14 protein-coding genes are annotated in these 18,092 nt (G+C 45.6%); 9 read left to right on the top strand and 5 right to left on the bottom strand.

The window, feature by feature from the left end; translation table 11 throughout:
• The first annotated feature begins 8 nt into the window (after positions 1-8).
• The gene (gene guaA / locus ACYQ0C_RS12730) at positions 9-1,316 is read left to right on the top strand and encodes a glutamine-hydrolyzing GMP synthase (protein WP_016276225.1); all 1,308 of its coding nucleotides are present in this window, start codon (positions 9-11) and stop codon (positions 1,314-1,316) included.
• Positions 1,317-1,411: 95 nt separating this feature from the next.
• Here guaA and ACYQ0C_RS12735 read toward each other — a convergent pair whose 3' ends face one another.
• On the bottom strand, positions 1,412-1,663 hold the full coding sequence (locus ACYQ0C_RS12735; RefSeq protein ID WP_016276224.1) for a GlsB/YeaQ/YmgE family stress response membrane protein: 252 nt from the start codon (positions 1,661-1,663) through the stop codon (positions 1,412-1,414).
• 219 nt (positions 1,664-1,882) lie between these two features.
• Here ACYQ0C_RS12735 and ACYQ0C_RS12740 point away from each other — a divergent pair, with 219 nt between their 5' ends.
• The 5 genes from ACYQ0C_RS12740 to ACYQ0C_RS12760 all read left to right on the top strand — a co-directional run bounded on the left by ACYQ0C_RS12740 (position 1,883) and on the right by ACYQ0C_RS12760 (position 9,223).
• Complete coding sequence (locus ACYQ0C_RS12740; RefSeq protein ID WP_016276223.1) at positions 1,883-2,932, top strand: efflux RND transporter periplasmic adaptor subunit; 1,050 nt, start codon at positions 1,883-1,885, stop codon at positions 2,930-2,932.
• A gap of 20 nt (positions 2,933-2,952) precedes the next feature.
• Entirely contained in the window at positions 2,953-5,979 is a 3,027-nt protein-coding gene (locus ACYQ0C_RS12745) for an efflux RND transporter permease subunit (RefSeq protein ID WP_016276222.1), read from the top strand.
• A gap of 17 nt (positions 5,980-5,996) precedes the next feature.
• Complete coding sequence (locus tag ACYQ0C_RS12750) at positions 5,997-7,286, top strand: TolC family protein (RefSeq protein ID WP_025077116.1); 1,290 nt, start codon at positions 5,997-5,999, stop codon at positions 7,284-7,286.
• 142 nt (positions 7,287-7,428) lie between these two features.
• Complete coding sequence (locus tag ACYQ0C_RS12755; RefSeq protein WP_016276220.1) at positions 7,429-8,457, top strand: sensor histidine kinase; 1,029 nt, start codon at positions 7,429-7,431, stop codon at positions 8,455-8,457.
• Complete coding sequence (locus ACYQ0C_RS12760) at positions 8,450-9,223, top strand: LytR/AlgR family response regulator transcription factor (RefSeq protein ID WP_016276219.1); 774 nt, start codon at positions 8,450-8,452, stop codon at positions 9,221-9,223. The genes ACYQ0C_RS12755 and ACYQ0C_RS12760 overlap by 8 nt, the downstream gene beginning before the upstream one ends.
• 171 nt (positions 9,224-9,394) lie before the next feature.
• Here ACYQ0C_RS12760 and ACYQ0C_RS12765 read toward each other — a convergent pair whose 3' ends face one another.
• Positions 9,395-10,273, bottom strand: coding sequence for a hypothetical protein (locus ACYQ0C_RS12765; protein ID WP_016276217.1), 879 nt, complete (start codon positions 10,271-10,273; stop codon positions 9,395-9,397).
• Positions 10,274-10,519: 246 nt separating this feature from the next.
• Between ACYQ0C_RS12765 and ACYQ0C_RS12770 the strand changes: the two genes are divergently transcribed.
• Genes ACYQ0C_RS12770 through ACYQ0C_RS12780 form a run of 3 tightly spaced genes read left to right on the top strand, consistent with a single transcriptional unit; the run spans position 10,520 to position 13,769 of the window.
• On the top strand, positions 10,520-11,854 hold the full coding sequence (locus ACYQ0C_RS12770; protein WP_016276216.1) for a DUF5690 family protein: 1,335 nt from the start codon (positions 10,520-10,522) through the stop codon (positions 11,852-11,854).
• 31 nt (positions 11,855-11,885) lie between these two features.
• Positions 11,886-12,674 carry a phosphonoacetaldehyde hydrolase gene (gene phnX / locus ACYQ0C_RS12775; protein ID WP_016276215.1) on the top strand — a complete coding sequence of 263 codons (789 nt, stop codon included), beginning with the start codon at positions 11,886-11,888 and terminating at the stop codon, positions 12,672-12,674.
• Between the two features lie 6 nt (positions 12,675-12,680).
• The gene (locus ACYQ0C_RS12780) at positions 12,681-13,769 is read left to right on the top strand and encodes a 2-aminoethylphosphonate--pyruvate transaminase (RefSeq protein ID WP_016276214.1); all 1,089 of its coding nucleotides are present in this window, start codon (positions 12,681-12,683) and stop codon (positions 13,767-13,769) included.
• A gap of 67 nt (positions 13,770-13,836) precedes the next feature.
• On the opposite strand, the gene ACYQ0C_RS12785 is transcribed toward ACYQ0C_RS12780, so the two are convergent.
• The 3 genes from ACYQ0C_RS12785 to ACYQ0C_RS12795 form a co-directional block, all read right to left on the bottom strand.
• Complete coding sequence (locus ACYQ0C_RS12785) at positions 13,837-14,991, bottom strand: OprO/OprP family phosphate-selective porin (RefSeq protein WP_025077115.1); 1,155 nt, start codon at positions 14,989-14,991, stop codon at positions 13,837-13,839.
• 141 nt (positions 14,992-15,132) lie between these two features.
• On the bottom strand, positions 15,133-16,446 hold the full coding sequence (locus ACYQ0C_RS12790; protein WP_016276212.1) for a vWA domain-containing protein: 1,314 nt from the start codon (positions 16,444-16,446) through the stop codon (positions 15,133-15,135).
• Positions 16,418-18,040: an AAA family ATPase gene (locus tag ACYQ0C_RS12795; protein WP_016276211.1), complete on the bottom strand. Its 1,623-nt coding sequence runs from the start codon at positions 18,038-18,040 to the stop codon at positions 16,418-16,420. Before ACYQ0C_RS12795 ends, ACYQ0C_RS12790 begins: the two co-directional genes overlap by 29 nt.
• Positions 18,041-18,092: the final 52 nt, after the last annotated feature.

Genomic DNA, 18,092 nt, shown 5'->3' on the forward strand with positions numbered 1-18,092 from the left:
ATAACGGAATGAAACAAGATATGATTGTTATTCTGGATTTGGGAAGTACTGAAAACACCGTGCTTGCCAGAGCAATTCGTGCCTTGGGTGTATATAGTGAAATTTACCCGCACGATATCACAGCCGCCGAGCTGAAAGCATTGCCCAATGTAAAGGGCGTCATTATCAATGGCGGTCCCAACCATGTGATTGACGGAGTAGATATTGATGTGCTTCCCGAGGTTTACGAAGCAGGATTCCCCGTAATGGCTGCCGGTCATGACAAAGCACGCTGCGAAGTGAAGCTTCCCCAACTGACAGATGATGTGGAGGCAATAAAGAACGCTGTCAAATCGTTTGTTTTCGATACCTGCAAGGCAGAAGCCAACTGGAATATGACAAACTTTGTCAATGACCAGATTGAATTGATCCGCCGCCAGGTAGGCGACAAGAAAGTGCTATTGGCACTTTCCGGAGGTGTGGACAGTTCTGTGGTAGCGGCCCTGTTGCTGAAAGCCATCGGCAATAATCTGGTATGCGTACATGTAAATCATGGATTGATGCGTAAAGGCGAATCAGAAGCTGTGATTGAAGTTTTCAAGAATCAGTTGAATGCCAATTTGGTTTACGTGGATGCTACAGACCGTTTCCTGAGCAAGCTGGAAAATGTAGCCGATCCGGAGCAAAAGCGCAAGATTATCGGTGGTGAATTCATTCGTGTGTTTGAAGAAGAGGCCCGTAAGCTGAATGGCATCGACTTTTTGGGACAAGGTACAATTTATCCCGATATCGTAGAAAGTGGTACCAAAACGGCAAAGATGGTAAAATCCCATCACAATGTAGGGGGCTTGCCCGAGGATTTACAGTTTGAATTAGTAGAGCCTTTACGTCAGTTATTCAAAGACGAAGTCCGTGCCTGTGGAGTGGAACTGGGCTTACCATACGATATGGTCTATCGTCAACCGTTCCCCGGTCCCGGTTTGGGAGTACGCTGCTTGGGCGCTATCACTCGTGACCGTCTGGAAGCTGTTCGCGAATCGGACGCCATCTTGCGTGAGGAATTCCAACTGGCAGGCTTGGACAAGAAAGTATGGCAATACTTCACCGTAGTGCCCGACTTCAAATCAGTAGGCGTGCGTGACAACGCCCGTTCATTCGACTGGCCTGTTATTATCCGCGCAGTCAACACCATAGATGCCATGACAGCTACTATCGAACCGGTGGACTGGCCTATTCTGATGAAAATCACGGACCGTATTCTGAAAGAAGTGAAGAATGTCAACCGTGTATGTTATGACATGTCGCCCAAACCCAATGCCACCATTGAGTGGGAATAAGAAAATTATTTCAAGATGATAGAATCCCGAGGCCTTGGTCTCGGGATTTCTTTTACACCAACATGCCATCAGGACGGTTCCTTTTTGCTTCTGATTCAAGATACATCAGGCCGCCTAAGCAAAGATACAATCCACAACAACAATATAGCTCCCACAATAGAGGTTACAAGACTGCCAATAATACCTGTTGCTGCAATACCGAACAAACCGAAGACCCAACCTCCCAAAACACCGCCAACAATACCGACCAGCAAATTAATAAAGAGTCCGAAACCTCCTCCCCTCATCAACTTACCGGCAACAAAACCAGCAATGATTCCGATAATAATGTACCAAATAAAATACATACGCTTTGTTTTTAAAAGTTTATAATTAATCATCTCACTGATAAAAAACAGCTATTCTGTATAAAAAGTTGCTTGAATATATCTTTTTTTACTTCATGGACAAAGTTATTCAGGCCGTGTTTTTCCTTTTTCCGATCCTGTTTTTCCGGCTTCGGCATCTTCTCCCACCTCCACTCCCCTCCCAATTCTTACTTTTGCCACAAATTTAAAAGACAAGATATGAAGATAAACGTACATTCCATGCTATTAGCAGGGCTCGCCGCACTACTTTCCGCTTGTGCTGCCGGAGACCATGAAAAGAAACAAGACTTTATTGTAAAAACAATACAAGCTGTCCCCGTCTCACACCACAGTGACAAAGAATTCTCCTTCATCGCCCGGCCTTTCCGCACTTCCGAACTATCCTTCCGGGTAGGCGGACCCATTGACCGTTTAGAAGTATATGCAGGTAACCGGTACAAACAAGGCAGCATCATAGCCGAAATAGACCCGCGCGACTTCCGCATCCGCAAAGAACGCTCCGAAGCTGTCTTCCATCAGGCAAAAGCAGAATTTGACCGTATACAAAAACTCTATGATAAAGGCAATATCTCCGCAAGTGTTTACGAAAAGGCAAAAGCAGACTATATCACCGCCAAAACAACTTTCAACACAGCTTCATACGAACTGGAAGACACACGCCTTATCGCCCCATTTAATGGATATGCAGGCGAAGTATATATGGAAAAATTTCAAGAAGTGAAAGCTGGCGAACCTGTCATGTCTTTCATTGACATAGACCAACTTAAACTGGAGATTTATGTCACTCAAGACATTGCCCGTACAGCCCAGGCACTAGATACAATACAAGTACGATTCGACACCCAGCCCGATAAAGTATATGAAGCACGGATTGTGGAAGTCTCAAAAGGAACAACCCGCAACAATCTCTCCTATCTGTTGACCGCCTTGCTCCCCAATAAAGAAGGGAAACTACTGGCAGGCATGTCCGGAAAAGCAAGGCTAAACAATCCTTCCATAGCAACAGACACCCCTAGTGGAGTGGCCGTTCCTCAAACAGCTCTTTGTCATCGGCCCACAGAAGGCGATTACTTGTGGATAGTAAATACCGACACCCGGCAAGTGAGTTTAAGGAAAGTAAAAAAAGGAGATTTGTTGCCGAATGGCTACATAGCCATCACCGATGGTTTACATCCCGATGAAACCGTAGCTACAAGCGGACTCCGCTTCTTGTCGGACGGAATGAAAATAAGTGTAGAGAACGAATAAAATCAAAGAAACGAGCAGACATGAAACTAGTAAAATATTTTCTACAAAAGAAAGCAGTCACTATCTTGCTGTTGATATTGATATTGGCCGGCGGCCTGTTCTCCTACATCAAAATGGGAAAACTGGAAGACGCCCCCTTTACCATCAAACAGGCACTCGTGCTGACTCCCTATCCCGGAGCATCCCCCTCCGAAGTACAATCCCAGGTAACCGATGTTCTGGAAGAATCCATTCAATCCATGGGTGAGCTTTATTATCTGAAAACAGAGAACCGCTCCGGACTTTCCAAAATAACCGTTTACGTAAAGAAGGAAATCCGGGCAGACGAAATGCAACAGCTTTGGGACAAATTACGCCGCAAAGTAAATGATGTGCAAGGCAAACTTCCTGCAGGAGCAGGGCCTTCTGTCGTCAACGATGACTTTGGAGATGTACTGGGCGTTTTCTATGGACTTACCGGAAACGGCCATACCTATCGGGAACTGGAGGACGAAGCCAAGATCATTAAAAATGAGCTTCTGAAAGTAAAAGACGTAGCCAAAGTAGAAATCTACGGTATACAGACACCCACTATCGACGTATCAGTCAGCCCGTCTGTCATGGCACAAAGCGGAGTCACGATTTCGGACATAGCCCGCGCTTTCGAAGCGCAAAACAAAGTGGTGGATGCCGGAGGTATTGACGCCGGACAAAACCGCCTGCGCATTGAATCTACCGGAAATTTCTACTCATTGGATGATATCAGCAACCTGACTATCGTCTCACGCTCGGGCGAACATTTCCGCCTTGCCGACATTGCACACATAGAAGAAAGCTATCAGACACCTGCCAGCAATCTGATGCGCATTGACGGTAATCCGGCCATAGGTGTAGCCATCTCCACTGTTCCGACCGGAAATGTGGTAGATATGGCCAAAGCCGTGAAAGACCGCATTGACGAACTGTCCCAATCCATGCCCGAAGGATATGAGCTGACCTCTATTTACGACCAGGGATATGAATCAGACGTTGCCAATCAAGGATTCATCTTGAATCTTATCATTTCTGTTCTAACTGTTATAGCCATTCTATTATTTTTCATCGGATTCAAGAATGGCATCTTGATTGGTAGCGGACTGATTTTTTCCATCTTCGCTACCCTTATTGTCATGATGGCTTGCGGCATCGCACTTCAACGGATGTCACTGGCCGCCATCATTATCGCCATGGGAATGCTGGTAGATAACGCCATTGTCGTTTCAGACTCGGCTTTAATCAATATGGAGCGCGGAATGCGGAAACGTGTCGCCATCATGCGTGCCTGCTCGGCTACCGCCTTGCCTTTATTGGCGGCGACCGTCATCGCTATTCTTACTTTCCTCCCCATTTATTATTCACCGCATATCACGGGTGAGTTGCTATCTTCATTGGTAGTGGTTATCGGAGTTTCATTGATGTTCAGTTGGGTATTCGCTCTGACACAGACTCCTTTCTTTATACAGGAATTTGCACGTCGTCCCCGTCCGGAGGAACTGAAGACATCTTTATTCGATGGAAAATACTACAACCATTTCCGTAATGCCCTGCATTGGGTGCTCCGCCACCGGTCAGTCACCATCAGTTCATTGGTCGTTATGCTGATACTCTCTGCCTGGAGTTTCAAATTTATTCCCAAAGTATTCGTGCCAGCTCTGGACAAGCAATACTTCACCATAGATATGTGGCTGCCCGAAGGAACGAACATCAATGAGACAGACCGTATGGCAAGCAGCTTGGCCGATTATATCCGCGGCCACAAAGAAACGGAGATGGTCTCCACCTACATAGGCCGTACTCCGCCCCGTTACTATTTGTCCAATGTAGCTTTCGGTCCTCAGTCCAACTACGCACAGATATTGGTGAAATGCAACTCCTCTGAAGAATCAAGACAATTACATGCTTTGTTGCAAGACTCCATCCGTCAAAAATATCCCGAGCCTCTGATAAAAGTAAACAAGTTTGAACTGAGTCCCTTGACAGAGGCGGTTATCGAGGCCCGCTTCCTTGGACCGGATCCTGCCGTATTGGATTCACTGGCCGGAAAAGCCATAGAGATTATGAGACGTAATCCCAAAGTAGCGGACGCCCGCAATGAATGGGGAAATATGAATTTAATGATCCGCCCCGTTTACGACCCCGTAAAAGCCGGTGCGCTAGGCATCACCAAAGCACAAATGATGAAATCCGTCAAGTCCATCAGTGACGGAACTCCCGTAGGTATTTATCGGGATAATGAAAAGAAAGTACCCGTATTGCTGAAATCGGAAAGAGTCCATATTACGGACGCCCAGTCTTTAGGTGATTTCTCTGTCTGGAACGGAGAGCATTCGGCTCCCCTGTCGCAAGTGACGGAAAAGATTGAAACCACCTGGGAATTTCCGCAGATGCGTACCTACAACCGTCAGTTGTCCATGGCAGCCATGTGTGGAGTAAAACCGGGACACACCATGGCCGAAGTACACGGAGAAATACGGAAAGAGATAGAAGCGATAGAGTTGCCCAAGGGATATACCTTCTTTTGGGATGCCCAGCACAAAGACCAAGGTGAAGCCATGCAGGCCATTGCCAAATTTTTCCCTTTGGCTTTCTTGATGCTCATAGTGATCCTGGTGGCATTATTCGGTAATTTCCGCCAGCCGGTCATTATTCTATGCGTACTTCCGCTCTCCCTTATCGGTGTTGCCGCAGGGATGCTACTTACCGGATTTGACTTCGGCTTCTTCCCCATTGCCGGATGGCTGGGATTACTAGGTATGATTATTAAAAATGTAATTGTACTGCTGGATGAAATAAATATACAGCGCCGGAGTGGAATCGTACCTTATACCGCCATCATAGAAGCCACAGTGTCAAGAACAAGGCCTGTCCTGATGGCAGCTACCACCACGATTCTGGGAATGGTACCGCTATTATTCGATATAGCGTTTGGAGGCATGGCGGCAGCCATTATCTTCGGACTGACGTTCGCCACATTGCTGACGTTATTCGTAACCCCGGCACTATATGCCATGTTTTACAAGATTAAGTAACTGATTATATGTATCCTATGAAAAGAATTGATATACTGTTCATCTTTATTTTTAGTATTCCGTCCGCTACTTTCGCCCAACAAAGTGATTTATTGGAAAAGTACAGGTCGATGGCTGTAGCATACAACCACGACCTGAAGGCGGCGGATAAACATATCTCGGCAAGCCTCGAGCTGGAGAAAGCCGCCCGGAAAGATTTGCGTCCCAAGCTCTCGGGTGACGCCAACTTCCAATACACCGGCAATCCCATCCAGCTCACTCTGGACTTACCCAGTATGCAGAACCCGCTGACATTCGAAGGCAAGGACATGAAATACGGTGCCTCACTCAGCCTGTTACAACCGGTCTATACAGGCGGACGGCTGTTGGAAACCATCCGGATGGCAAAGCATCAACATAGTCTGGCAGCACACCAGGCAGAATACTTCCGCTCCGCCGTGTGCTATCAAACCGATATGCAATACTGGAACACTGTAGCCCGTGCCGAACTTCTGCAAGTAGCCACCGACTACCGGAATTCCATCGCCTCACTGACTAACACCATCCGGGAACGGGTGGAAGCAGGTCTGATTGATCCACAAGACCTGCTTATGGCAGAAGTGAAACTGAATGAGGCCGAATACCGGTTGCTTCAGGCAAAAAGTAACCTGGAAACAGGAAGGATGGCACTTAACTCACTCATCGGCATGGAACTTCATGAAACAACAGAAGTGGAAGATACCATTCCTTCCGTCGTAATGAATGAACAGCTATGGGAACAGAATGGCTCCAACCGGCCGGAATTAAAAATGGCATACGACCAAATAGGTATAGCCGAAAGCTCAAAGAAACTGACTGACTCCAAATATAAACCGCAACTGTATGTCGGCATAGAAGGAAGCTATTCCTCACCCGGATATAACTTCAAATCCGACCTTGATCCCAACTATGCCGTTTACGCCAAGTTGTCTGTACCTATTTTCGAATGGGGAAAACGGCGAAATGAAAAACGGGCCTCTTCCTTCCGGATAGGTGCCGCTACCGATAACCTGCACCAGACAAGCGACCATGTGAACCTGGAAGTACAGACAGCCCGCATATCGTTATCACAAGCAATGGAACAAGTACAACTGACCGGAAGCTCACTGGAGAAAGCCCGCGAAAACGAACGTATGGCATTGGAAAGATATACGGAAGGAAAGGTGTCAGTAGTGGAAGTGATAGAAGCCCAGAACTATCGGCAGGCCTCACAAACCAACCATGTACAAGCCAAGGTTTCCGCACAAGGATACTATTCCGCATTACTGAAAGCATTGAATAAATACTAAAACAAAGTCCGGAAACCATGAATGACAGTATCGCATTGTCATGGCTTCCGGACAGATATCCTCCCTACGGGTGAATGGAATATATTAATTTTATCTCCCTTCACCCTGTTATTATTCTGTAAAATATCGTAGCTTTGTTCACATGAAATGGAATGTCATACTATACGGCCTCTTGTTTTCAGGATTAGGAGTTTTTTCCTATCTCCTGCTAGCCAATTATTCCGAATTATCCCCCCAGGTGGCAGATATACTCTATTCCAAAGGCGCCTTTATCTTTTTCGTCACCGCCTTCAATGTCCTCGGTTACTCCACCCTGCGGCTCAGTTCATGGTTAAACAACCAGTACGCACTGAATCTCCGCAGACGCTGGAAAATCATCCTTATCTATATAGCCGTAACGCTGCTGTTCTTTCTGCTGAACTACAGTTTACTGATTGTCGGAAAACTGCTGGTAGGTTCTTATAACATCTTTATTTTCCCCAATGGCGGTTGGCGGATTCTCATTTTAGTGTGGCTGGTAGAATTAGTCATCGTAGGGCTGCTTCTGTCCAACCGCTCCATTCAGAACACATTGAAACTACAACAGGAAACCGCCGAACTTCAAAAGGAGAACAATACAGCCCGCTATGCCGCCCTGCAAAGCCAGCTCAATCCGCACTTCCTGTTCAACAGCCTTAACACACTGATTGCCGAGATAGAATACAATCCAGGCAACGCTGTCCGTTTCACCAAACATTTGTCCAGCGTTTACCGCTATGTACTTCAAAGCCAGGACAAAACCTTAGTACCTTTAAATGAAGAGCTGGACTTTATGACCTCCTATCTCTTTTTGCACGAAGTACGGCTAGGAAACTGCATCAGCTGTGAATATTCCATCTCCGATGATTATTCCGACGCCATGCTCCCCCCCCTGACTTTGCAACTACTGGTGGAAAATGTCATCAAGCATAACTCCATCACCTCTGCCAAGCCCATGCGGATCCATATCGGGATAGAGTCAAATTACCTGACAGTAAGTAATCCTGTCCAACCTAAAAAAAGCAATGACTCCCTTTCCGGGGTAGGACTGAAAAATCTCTCCAACCGCTGCAAATTGATGCTTGGCGAGGAAATCATTGTCATCAAAGAAAATAATTTATTTACCGTAAAAGTACCTTTAGGATATGAATAAACTAAACGTAATCATTATAGAAGATGAAATACCCGCAGCACGCCTGCTACATTCCATGATTACCCGTCTGCGCCCGCAATGGACAGTGACCATCGTACCGGGCAGTGTGGATGAAGCCGTGACCTGGTTCAAAGAAAACCCACAACCCGACCTTATCTTCCTCGATATCCAGCTGGCAGATGGAAACGCTTTCGATTTCCTTTCGGCCGTACACCCTTCCTCTGTCATTATTTTTACGACCGCCTACGACCAATACGCCATCCGTGCATTTACCGTAAACAGCATAGATTATATACTGAAACCCATTGACGAGACACGCCTGCTTGATGCCATCATCAAATACGAGACTTTGCAAAACAAAGGCCTCCCCCAACCCCATGAATATCTGGATACCCTGCTAGACACCCTGCAACATAAAGACAGACGTTACCGCACCCGCTTTCTCATCTATGGAGCCGACCGCTTCTGGTCTCTTCAAGTAGCAGATATCGCCTATTTCTATTCTGAGAACAAAATAACCTTCGCCGTTACTAAAAAAGGACAGGAACACATTATCGACCTGTCTCTGAACAAACTGATGGAACAATTGAACCCCGGACAATTCTTCCGTGCAAACCGTCAGATGATTATCAGCATTGATGCCATAGACCATGCCGAACCTTACTTTAACGGCAAGATAGTAATCAGTGTCCTCCCTCCTTACAAATCACCCATCACCATCAGCGAAGAAAAACTTTCCTCATTCAAACTTTGGTTGAATTACTGAAACCGGATCTGCCAGGTTTGCTTGCGCCTGCCCTTGCAACATGGCAAGGAAGGCGCAACAAACAGCATGTTCCATAATCTTATTTTCCTTCGCTCCATGCCACCGCGGGCACAGCTGTCACATGCAGATAAAGCATGAAAGAGACTTTACAAACCTTTCCAAATGTGCGAATCATAAAGACAGGATCTTTTTTTCTCTCTCCAAATCATTCTCATTCAGTTGGGGAGACGGCACCATGCAGGTACGGATACAATCCCCCTCCTGACAAGTATAGTCATAATACTTCTTCTGTAATTCCGTCAGCATGTCAAGCGATACCAACTCCCCTTTCAGTTCCAGGAACTCCTCCATGTCCGTACTATCCCCTTGCTTTACAAACAAAATACGACGCGCTATCGGATTTCTGTTGTAATCCAGACTAAGATACAAACCTTTAAGGAACGGTGGAAAATCATACATCGGCAATTGCAGATAAATACTGAACAAAGCCATTTGCGGTGACTCACGCTCGTTAAAGAAAATATACCCGTTCTGATGATTATTAAACAACCCCACCCCCCGATGAGTTGTATTATAAGCACTCATGTGAGTCACCTTCACATACGCATTATCTTCGGAAGCCTCTATCAGATAAGGTTCCACTTTAAGGCATTGACACGAGGAAGAAAGACTATAGCTCAGATAACTTCCGCTATAATTATAAACTTCCTGTACGGAACGTTGCATCTCGGCAGTCATCATCTCCATAAAAGGATGGGGCTTTGCCTCACCATTGGCAGGTTCCAAGTTGAAAAGCAGCTCTTTGATACTTGCCAAATTACCCAACAGGCGTTTCTTTGAAACATTATTGACCTGCGCCAAAGCTAAATCCAATGAATCTTCTTCAGTATGTCCTTGTTTCAATGAGGTTACATAAGTGGGCAAGACACTGGAATAAAGAGCGGACAAGACACTGGGAGCCATATCCACAAAATCCGCTATTTCCTTCATTTTCAACCCATTGTTACGGAGATATTCTATTCTTCGGTATATTTCAATCAAATCATTCATCATTACTTGTTTCTTCATTGAACTTGCAAAATACGAGTTTTTATATGAACATACAATGACATACACATTACATTAATATTACAACAGGCAACGGGTGGAATATGAAAAATATTAATCATAAAGATTCATTTTTTCTCTCTCGAAAGCCCTCTACTTTTGCTTCCGGAAACAGCAATCCAAGGATCTGAGGAATGAGGTCTCTACAAAGAAAAGAAACAAATAAATTAGTCAATATCAATTATTAGAATGGAAGCAAAAAGCGAAACAAACAAACAGATATCCAGTTTCCTGTTTATCCTATGGGCAGGAGGGGCGGCACTACTATCATACTCACTGGTGTATGCCCTGCGCAAGCCTTTTACGGCTGCCACCTTTGACGGAATGGATTTCTTCGGGATGGATTATAAAGTGGTCACTACCATCATGCAGATTCTGGGTTACCTTATTTCAAAGTTCTTTGCCATCAAGATTGTTTCAGAATTGAAACGCGAAAGCCGGTTGAAGTTCATGGTATGCTCCGTAGCCCTTGCAGAACTCGCTTTAGTATTCTTCGGACTGTTCCCCCAACCTTTTAACGTGTTTGCCTTATTCTTCAACGGGCTGGCATTGGGATGCATGTGGGGAGTCATCTTCAGTTTCATAGAAGGACGCAAAGTTACAGATATATTAGCCAGCTTGCTGGGGGTAAGTATGGCGGTGAGCTCAGGAATGGCTAAATCTCTGGGATTGTTTGTAGTCAAGACCTTGGGTGTCACAGAATTCTGGATGCCCGCCCTGATAGGAGGTTTAGCCTTCCCGCTCCTTATCCTTATGGGGTGGTCGCTCAACAAGTTGCCACACCCCACAGACGAAGACCGCGCTCTTCGTTCGGAACGTGTCACCCTGAACGGAGAGCAACGCAGGCAACTGTTCAAGAGCTATATGCCTTTACTGATCATGTTGTTCTTCGCCAATCTGTTTATCACTATTTTACGCGATATTAAGGAAGATTTTCTGGTCAACATCATTGATGTCAGCACCATTTCCTCCTGGTTGTTCGCACAAGTGGACGGTATGGTGACGCTGATTATTCTGGGAATCTTTGCCATGATGTCATTAATAAACAGCAACTACAGAGTATTGCAGGTGCTTCTGGCCATGGTCATTGGCGGAGCGGCCACCATCAGTTATCTGGCTTTCAATTATGACGCGTTACAACTGCCTACCCTCTACTGGTTGTTCATCCAAAGTCTGAGCCTGTACATCGTCTATCTCAGTTTCCAGACCCTGTTTTTCGAGCGTTTCATCGCCTGTTTCAAAATTAAAGGAAATGTGGGATTCTTCATTGCCACCATCGACTTTATCGGATACACGGGAACAGTCTGTGTGCTGCTGTTCAAGGAATTTTGCAGTCCGGATATCAACTGGATGGAGTTTTATAATCAGTTCTCGGGATGGGTAGGCATCGTGTGCTGCATGGCATTCATCGGTTCGGCCATCTATCTGGTGCAACGGTATAAATTAGAAAAGCAACTGAGAAAAGAAGAAAAAGAGAAAAAGATAATCATAGCACCGATAGCGTTGGCCGATTTAAAGGAATAAATGTATAACTAAATAAACAACAAACAAAAAGATGAAGAAAATTGAATGTGTTATTATGGACTGGGCCGGAACGGCTGTAGACTATGGATGCTTCGCTCCAGTAGCCGCTTTCCTGAAAGCTTTTGCCGAGCAAGGACTGACAGTGACAATGGAAGAAGCACGAGGCCCCATGGGTATGACCAAAATAGACCATATCCGTGAATTATTCAAGTTAACAAGTGTGACAGAACAATTCAAGCAAAGCTATAACCGCAGCTGGACAGAGGAAGATGTGGTATCCATATACAAAGAATTCGAGAAACACCTGTTCGCCTCCCTGGAAGAGTACACGACTCCTATTCCCGGTGTAATCGAAGTAATCGGGAAACTGAAAAAAGACGGCATCAAGATAGGCTCCACCACCGGATATACTACAGCCATGATGGACATTGTGCTGCCCGGTGCCGCCGCCCATGGCTATACCACAGACAACTGTGTGACTTCCAACCACCTTCCGGCAGGACGTCCGCACCCCTACATGATTTACCAGAATATGATTGATCTGGCCATCCCCTCCGTTCAAAGTGTAATAAAATACGGTGATACGATAGCCGACATCAAGGAAGGTGTGAATGCCGGTGTATGGACTGTCGGTGTGATTCTGGGCAGCAACGAAATGGGGCTTACCCAAGAAGAGACAGAGAAACTGTCTGCAGAAGAATTGAACAGACGCATGGCAGCAGTCAGAAAACGTATGTATATGGCAGGTGCGCATTATGTAGTAAACACCATTGCCGAACTTCCCGAAATTATTGAAATTATTAACCATAAAATGAATTAAAGAATTATGAGACCATACTTACTTTTAACCCCCGGCCCTTTAACCACTTCTGAAAGCGTAAAAACAGCCATGATGACCGACTGGTGCACATGGGATGAAGACTATAATGTCCACATCGTAGAAGAAATACGTAAAGGATTAGTACAACTGGCTACACAAAAAACAGATGAGTACACCAGCATCCTGATGCAGGGAAGCGGTACTTATTGCGTAGAGGCGACCTTAGGAAGTGTGATTACGCCCAAACACAAATTATTGATTCTGAGCAACGGTGCCTACGGAGACCGCATGGGAAACATTGCAGAATATCATGGCATGAACTATGACATGCTGGCCTTTGATGAAACAGAACAGGTATCAGTGGAGTATGTGGACGATTATCTGGCACACAATGCAGAAATCACGCATGTGGCAGTGGTACATTGCGAAACCACGACCGGTATTCTGAACCCGTTAAAGGAAATCGCCCACATGGTAAAGATGCATGGCAAAAAGCTGATAGTGGATGCAATGAGCAGCTTTGGCGGCGTGCCCTTGGATGTAGAGGAATCAGGTATCGACTTTATGATCAGCAGTGCCAACAAATGTATTCAGGGAGTTCCCGGTTTTGGTTTCATCATTGCACGCAAGTCTGAATTGCAACACTGTAAAGGAGTCTCAAAGAGTCTTTCTCTAGATATGTACGACCAGTGGGATGCGATGGAAAAAGGCCACGGAAAATGGCGTTTCACCTCTCCCACCCATGTGGTACGCGCCTTCAAGCAGGCCTTGGACGAACTGGCAGCCGAAGGGGGTGTGGAAGCCCGGTATGCACGCTACTGCCGTAATCATGATGTGCTGGTAGAAGGCATGCGGTCATTGGGATTCCATACTTTACTGAAAGATGAAATCCAATCTCCTATCATCACTTCCTTCCTTTATCCCGACAAGGAGTTCGATTTCAAGGAATTCTATCATCAATTGAAAGAAAAAGGATTCGTCATCTATCCGGGAAAGATTTCCCAGGCAGATACTTTCCGCATCGGAAACATCGGTGATGTGTTCCCCGAAGATTTCAGCAGATTGATTGAAGCTGTCAAGACCGTCGCAAAATAAAAAATAAATATAGCTTTATGGCTCGGGCGCAATAATTGCGCCCGAATTTATTTCTACCCTTCCTCCATTACAAGATCATTTGGAACCGGAGCTGCAAGACACTGAAATCCTTATCACTAATCTCCTTTATATGCTTCCCCGGCATCACCCAGCTATAAGCCAGCTTCATCCCTATATGCTTATTCATGTAATAATTCACGCCCAATGAAAAATCCTTTTGAGCCCCTCCACACACACCGGCTTCCTCATTATTCATATCAAGCATATTAAATCTTCCACACAACTCCAATGCCCGCCCCACAGGTCTGCCCGGACAAGCCAATGCTTCATCATACCCATATTGCCTGCCTGTCAGCAACCAGGAACATTGCACATATCCGCCATGTCCTGTATAATTTGTGAAATCCTGTTCACGCTTCACCATCGTCCGTATATATTCCCCTTGCAAAAAGAACTTTTGATGAGCGATCATCAATTCCACCCCTTGTTTCAACTGATACTTCGCATGATCCACCTTGGCGTAAACAAGATTCCGGTTATCAATAGTGCTCACCCCCGGAGATTTATAAATAAACGCATTCTCGTCTTCATCTTCCGGCAACGCACCATCAGGAGTACGATACACTACCGCCGCACCGATGTGCAACAATTTCCCCTCCTCGTTCACAGGACGATATACCAAACGCCCGTCTATGGCATATCCTTGTGAAATGTTTTTCACATTGCCAAGATCACTGTCCGTAAAGAAACCGCCGGAAGCATAATAATGTTTTCCACTGTAAGTATAGGAAGTCCCCATCCGCCTGCTATTGGTCAAGGCCAGCACGATTCCCGGTGACTGGTGAAAACGAAGGTCGTACGTACTGCATAGCATGTCCAATGTGAAAGGTTCATAGAATTGTCCTACCTGAATAATATGTTTTCCTGAAATATAAGCAGCAAAAGCATCCTTTATGGAAACCTTATTTCCTACATAACCCACTTCCATTTTCATGCTCCACTGCTGATAGGTCGCTTTCACCCCTAGCCGCAGGTCATTGAACTCCGTACCGTTACCAAACCGGTTATCATTCTTTAAATACACACCGCCATCCATCAGCATACGTCCGGTCAGTTTATATTTCAAATCTTCGGCAACCTCAGAGTGCTGCGCATAAGTCACCAAAGCAGCAGAGGGAAATAACAAGCACATCAACGCTTTAGCATAAGTCATTCTTTTCATTTTTTCTTCTGTATTTACTTTACAACAAATGTAAGAGGAATTGACTATACTAAAAATGAATATCCATTAATTTGATTATGAAGTTATTACCTACAGAAAGCAAGTAATATTCATTTCATATTCATGCAACAGAATTGTAACTTACATTTCCCAGTAACGTTCACAAAGATTCAAGTATTCCATCTCGGGTTTATTGCCGAACACCAATCCGAAGAAAGAGGTCTTCCTCCGCTTAATCACTTTGACCTGTTCCATTAAATCGCGGGACAAAGGCGGCATCTCGAAATCTGAGATCAATACGATATCCGACTCACGGAAGTCATTTCCGTTGATGATATGCGCAGCTTCCCGAAGAGCCGGCTCTATATCCGTTCCACCGTCAAAACGTTTATTCAGGAACTCCGCCAGCTTGGGCATATCCCGCCCCAAATCTTCAATCAATAACGATACGGCCTCATCCGAAAAATTGATGACATAGCATTTCCGATGGGTTTTCTCCGTCAGTTGCGCTATGGCTAGAATAGCCGATTTGGACAAGATCTCCCTGTCCCCCTGCATGGAGCCGGAAGTATCTACACAGATAATGTAAGGCCCTTGTCCCGAAACTTTATGCTTGTCATCCTTTACCGGTTCCGTTTCCTTGGACTGGTAGTCGAACAGTTGCAGTCGCTTCTCGGCATATCGTTCCATAAATACGGCACGCAGCGCATCATCCGCCAGATAGCAATACTCGACGGGCAGCAAACTGTTCAAATCATTTCCCAAAGTCACCCCCGTGATATCACTATGCGGAGAATGCCTGATCAGTATCCTCTTATCCACTCCCGACAAAGAATCATATTTTTGCTGGTCCCGATGCTTTTTACCCAGCAGATGCGCCAATTGCCGGATAACCGGGTTACGCTTCATCACCGTTTCATACGGAAGCATCCTCCGGTACAAATCAGGATAATTATGAAGCAGCCACTCCATACGCGATCCCAGCAGTTTGTTTCCCGATTCCTTTCCTTGTTTCCGGATCAACAAATCAAAACCCTCGCACAAACTGTTTATATGCATGTACTGATAGTCATACTCTTTGCGGGTAAGCAACTGATGCCATTTATCCAAAAAGAACTCCTTGGCCCGGGTTCCCTCTCCGCTCCATAAAGAAGCATTCTCCAGCAGACTTATATAATAGTCAATATTCAGTTCAGTCAGTTCATACCTCTTTTTGAAAGCACCGCGCATCTGCTTCAAGTATGGCAGGAATGCCATATCCGGCAGATGTTCCGAAGAGTAGAAAGCCTCCCACTCCGGAGTGTAGCGGGAATAATATTCCTGCAAAGAAGGTGTGGTACGCCGATAGTACATCAACACTTTCTCTTCCAGTTCGCGTTGGCGTACCACCCCGTTGCTCACATCCTCCTCGTATGCTTTGAATGTCCTATCTTTCAGTTCCTGAGAATAGATCATTTTCAGATCTCTCAACCTTATATTCCTGGTTCTCTTTTCGGTACGCATCTGCCATTTCGTTCAAATCATTCTTATATCGGTCTATGGTATTCTTCTGGTGGCGAAGCATCCTCCGCATGGAAGCCCGCTGCTTTTCGCTGAGAAACAAATGCTTCTCATAATATTCCGTTTCCGCATCCAATAGCCCGGACCAATCCTTCTCCACCCTGTCCAACGCTTCGGCCACCGATTTATATTTGGCTCCGAAATCCTCCGGCTCGGGTTCGGGCGGTGGTGGAGGACAATCCTCATAGCACATCAAGTGATATTCATAATTATTGATATAAATGGAACGAAGCCCTTTTTTCAACGTATATATTTTATTACGCGGAACTTTGGCATGAAGTATGGCATCATATTTTTTCAGAATACAGCAGTTGGCTTTGTACTTGTCCTTATGCAGATAAAATAATTTACCAGTCTGATCCAGATGTTGATAGTCGGCGGCAAAAATAAGGAGGCGTTCTTTCATCCGGACGCCCTCTACCTGATAATAGTAAGTATCGATGACCTGTATGCCCGGATCGTTCACTTCACGCAAACTGTGTTCGGACGACTGTCGCTCTTTCAGTTCTTCCATGTCCTGTTCCAGCCCTTTTATATTCAGCAGATAGCCTTCGGCACTTTTCTGAATGGCAGCGTTCACCATCTCCTCTACAGCCTCCATCTGATCCATCTCACTCCAAAGACAATAAGACAACAATGTACAGTCCGAAAGGCGGATAGTGTCCGATCCATTCAGGAAAGCGGAAGCTTTCAGCAGCTTCACCATTTTCTTCCACCGGCGGTCCGACACATATAGGGGAGACGACACACCCCCTTCATTTTGTATCTGGAGGTTATATTGCTCTATCCGGTCCTTCAAGGCATGGATCACTTCGAAAATGGAGTAATGGATTTTAATGGCAGCCATCTCCTTTTCCCACCGGATGTATTCCTCATCGGTGATTTGCAGCGGCTCATCCACCACCGGTTCCGTTTCATCTGTAGAGGAAATCATCCGGTCAAATTCCCCCATATCCTCAATGCCGCCCACCAGACAGCGAAGCAGGAAACGATCCCACAAGGCCTCCAGTCCCTGCCCTTGGGCAGGCAGCTCATTGGAAGCGGCAATCAACCCTTTCAGAGGAACCCGGATGGAAAACTGTCCGTTACGGTATATTTTTTCATTGATAATGGTGAGCAATGCATTCTGGATAGCTGGTCCGGCTTTCCATATCTCGTCCAGAAAAGCAATGGTGGCAGAAGGCAGATAGCCATCTACCATACGCTCATACGTATCTTCGTCTTTCAGTTTGGAAATGGAAACAGGGCCGAATATTTCGTCCGGCGTGCTGAATCGTGACATCAGGTATTCAAATGCGGAAGCGTTGCGGAATGCCAGTTTCAACCGGCGTCCTACCATACTTTTAGCTACTCCCGGAGGGCCTAAAAGAAAGATGCTTTCTCCTGCCACAGCCGAAAGCAAAGCCAAGGCCACAACGTGCTCTTTCTCAAAAACTCTTTCATTCAGTTGTTGTAACAGAGATGCTATACGAGGTTTCAATGTATTCATTTGTAAAAGTTTGCACAAAGATAAGCATAAAAAAACAAGCAAGCTTTACAGC

Source organism: Phocaeicola sartorii JCM 17136 = DSM 21941, assembly GCF_054653615.1.

What these genes read in the sequence shown, in the direction of transcription:
- guaA (WP_016276225.1), top strand. Translation starts at nt 9, where the DNA reads ATGAAACAAGATATGATTGTTATTCTGGATTTGGGAAGTACTGAAAAC.
- ACYQ0C_RS12735 (WP_016276224.1), bottom strand. Translation starts at nt 1,663, where the DNA reads ATGTATTTTATTTGGTACATTATTATCGGAATCATTGCTGGTTTTGTT.
- ACYQ0C_RS12740 (WP_016276223.1), top strand. Translation starts at nt 1,883, where the DNA reads ATGAAGATAAACGTACATTCCATGCTATTAGCAGGGCTCGCCGCACTA.
- ACYQ0C_RS12745 (WP_016276222.1), top strand. Translation starts at nt 2,953, where the DNA reads ATGAAACTAGTAAAATATTTTCTACAAAAGAAAGCAGTCACTATCTTG.
- ACYQ0C_RS12750 (WP_025077116.1), top strand. Translation starts at nt 5,997, where the DNA reads ATGAAAAGAATTGATATACTGTTCATCTTTATTTTTAGTATTCCGTCC.
- ACYQ0C_RS12755 (WP_016276220.1), top strand. Translation starts at nt 7,429, where the DNA reads ATGAAATGGAATGTCATACTATACGGCCTCTTGTTTTCAGGATTAGGA.
- ACYQ0C_RS12760 (WP_016276219.1), top strand. Translation starts at nt 8,450, where the DNA reads ATGAATAAACTAAACGTAATCATTATAGAAGATGAAATACCCGCAGCA.
- ACYQ0C_RS12765 (WP_016276217.1), bottom strand. Translation starts at nt 10,273, where the DNA reads ATGAATGATTTGATTGAAATATACCGAAGAATAGAATATCTCCGTAAC.
- ACYQ0C_RS12770 (WP_016276216.1), top strand. Translation starts at nt 10,520, where the DNA reads ATGGAAGCAAAAAGCGAAACAAACAAACAGATATCCAGTTTCCTGTTT.
- phnX (WP_016276215.1), top strand. Translation starts at nt 11,886, where the DNA reads ATGAAGAAAATTGAATGTGTTATTATGGACTGGGCCGGAACGGCTGTA.
- ACYQ0C_RS12780 (WP_016276214.1), top strand. Translation starts at nt 12,681, where the DNA reads ATGAGACCATACTTACTTTTAACCCCCGGCCCTTTAACCACTTCTGAA.
- ACYQ0C_RS12785 (WP_025077115.1), bottom strand. Translation starts at nt 14,991, where the DNA reads ATGAAAAGAATGACTTATGCTAAAGCGTTGATGTGCTTGTTATTTCCC.
- ACYQ0C_RS12790 (WP_016276212.1), bottom strand. Translation starts at nt 16,446, where the DNA reads ATGATCTATTCTCAGGAACTGAAAGATAGGACATTCAAAGCATACGAG.
- ACYQ0C_RS12795 (WP_016276211.1), bottom strand. Translation starts at nt 18,040, where the DNA reads ATGAATACATTGAAACCTCGTATAGCATCTCTGTTACAACAACTGAAT.